General features: G+C 47.5%; 3 protein-coding genes. All 3 read right to left on the bottom strand.

Annotated features, from left to right (window positions below):
• On the bottom strand, nt 1-640 hold a 640-nt coding region (locus tag K2Q26_16200), incomplete at its 3' end, for a DUF4097 family beta strand repeat-containing protein (GenBank protein MBY0317062.1).
• 70 nt (nt 641-710) lie between these two features.
• The gene (locus K2Q26_16195) at nt 711-917 is read right to left on the bottom strand and encodes a hypothetical protein (protein MBY0317061.1); all 207 of its coding nucleotides are present in this window, start codon (nt 915-917) and stop codon (nt 711-713) included.
• Between the two features lie 95 nt (nt 918-1012).
• Nucleotides 1013-1873 (bottom strand): archaetidylserine decarboxylase (asd, locus tag K2Q26_16190; GenBank protein ID MBY0317060.1); only part of this gene is annotated, 861 nt, incomplete at its 5' end.

Raw genomic sequence — 1873 nt, 5'->3', positions numbered from 1 at the left:
TCATGTCCACAGAGAGCGGAATCCCATCTCCACTTTTGAAAGCTTCGATTTCACTATTCACATCCCCGTCACCGACACTGAGATCCATTTTATACTTTAGGGACTGGAGTAATCCTAAGTTAACTTCGCCACTTGCCAAACTTACATCAAGTTCAGTCTCAATGTTTTCGACATCGATTTTGCCGCTTTGGCCGTAAATTTCGAGGGCTTTATGAGGAACGGAGATGTCACAATCCACGAAGGCACCCCGCAAATCTAAAGTGAGAGTTTTTTTATTTTCGTCTCCGATAATCTGCGCTCCCTTACCAGCTCCATCACAGTCCCAATTCAATTCCGTCGTCCGATTGTAATCCACGTGAATTTCGCCGGAGCTAAATTTAATCTGCAGAGTCTCGGTGGCCTCGCTCATTTCGCTCACCCCTTCGATCGCGCCAAAAACAAAGGAGCTATCCTTCGACAGCTCTGTGATCATCGTTTTGGCCTCGATATCCATGGCCCCGCCCAAGAGCGAAACAGTGCCTGTGGATTCGTCAAATTTGACCAAAGGAGAAAAGAAATAGAAGATCGCGCAAACGACGAGGACCAAACAGCCCAACGCCGAAACAAAACCTAATAGAAACCACTGTAAGTTGCGGGACACAGCACTCATCGCCTGGAATAGTGCTCGGGATTACTTTTAAAGTCAAATTTTAGCAGGATTTCAGCGCGGACTATCGGCCCATTCTGTTGCGACAGTAAAGCTCCGGCCATTCGCGAAGACAGGCTTGGAATAAGGACTCAGTGTCCATAGAATGACGATTCATTGTTTTGGGCTCCGAATAAGGGCGACCCGCTCGGCTCGCAGGAGAACGCTGACTCGACGAAGAAGAACATCCCACAAAAATAATGCCGGTCAAAATAGCCAAAAATATCTTCATAGCGAACTCCTTAATAACTCAGAGTTCTCATCGGTCAGGGACAAAAAATTCTAAATATGCGACAATGAGATACCCACCATGGTCGAGGATTGGCGCTAAAGGGATTCGCCCATCTTTACGCGCTTGGGATCTTGAAGGGGCCAGTTCAAAGTGGACTCTGTGAGCAATACGACGGTGCTTCCTAAATTGAAGGTGCCGAGCTCATCTCCTGTGTTCACCGAAATCGGGGACGGATAATCAATCTGAAGACGACGATTTTTAAAGGGGTATTCATTGGTGACGACCGACTTATCAAAACTAAAACTCATGCTTCCCACATTGGTGGCGCCGACCATCGTCAGAATCATTTTGCCCTGTGCCGTTTCGATCCCCATCGCCACGCGCTCATTGATCGCCAGAACTCCTGGAATGTTTCGCAAACTCCAAATGTTCACCGGCCAAAGCTCTCCTGGGAAGTACTTCATCCAATGGATCTCCCCCTTCACCGGGGAATGCACACGGTGGTAGTCCTTCGGACTCAAATAGTAAGTGGTAAAGTTCCCGCCTTCCATGTTTCCGACCCAAGGCGACTGTGGTAAAAATTCGTCTAAAGTATATTTAATTCCCTTGGCTTGAATGAGAACGCCCGAAACGATCTTTCCATTTTGTGTAATACGGCTATCACAAGGATGGACCCGCTCGCCTTGAATCGGGCGCGCGCCTTTTTTAAGTTTTCGTGAAAAAAATTCGCCAATATTTTTGTATTCACTTAAAGGCTTTTCGGCCTCTTCCGTGTTGATCCCCACGAGTTGCGCAAAGGCCTTTACCGACAACTGCGAAAGGGGTCGCGGCCACTGTCCGTAAGCCACTTGCCCCACATAATGACTGACCATCTTCTTTGGAAGAGATGGCATCACTGCACTTAATACTTGATCTCTGAGGGCTCTCGTAATGGTCTTTTTAATCATGTACATATC

The organism is Bdellovibrionales bacterium (assembly GCA_019750295.1).
Classification (GTDB): Bacteria; Bdellovibrionota; Bdellovibrionia; order Bdellovibrionales; family JAGQZY01; genus JAIEOS01.
Note: the sequence above shows the minus strand (reverse complement) of the source record. Positions and strands in the feature narration are given on the sequence as shown.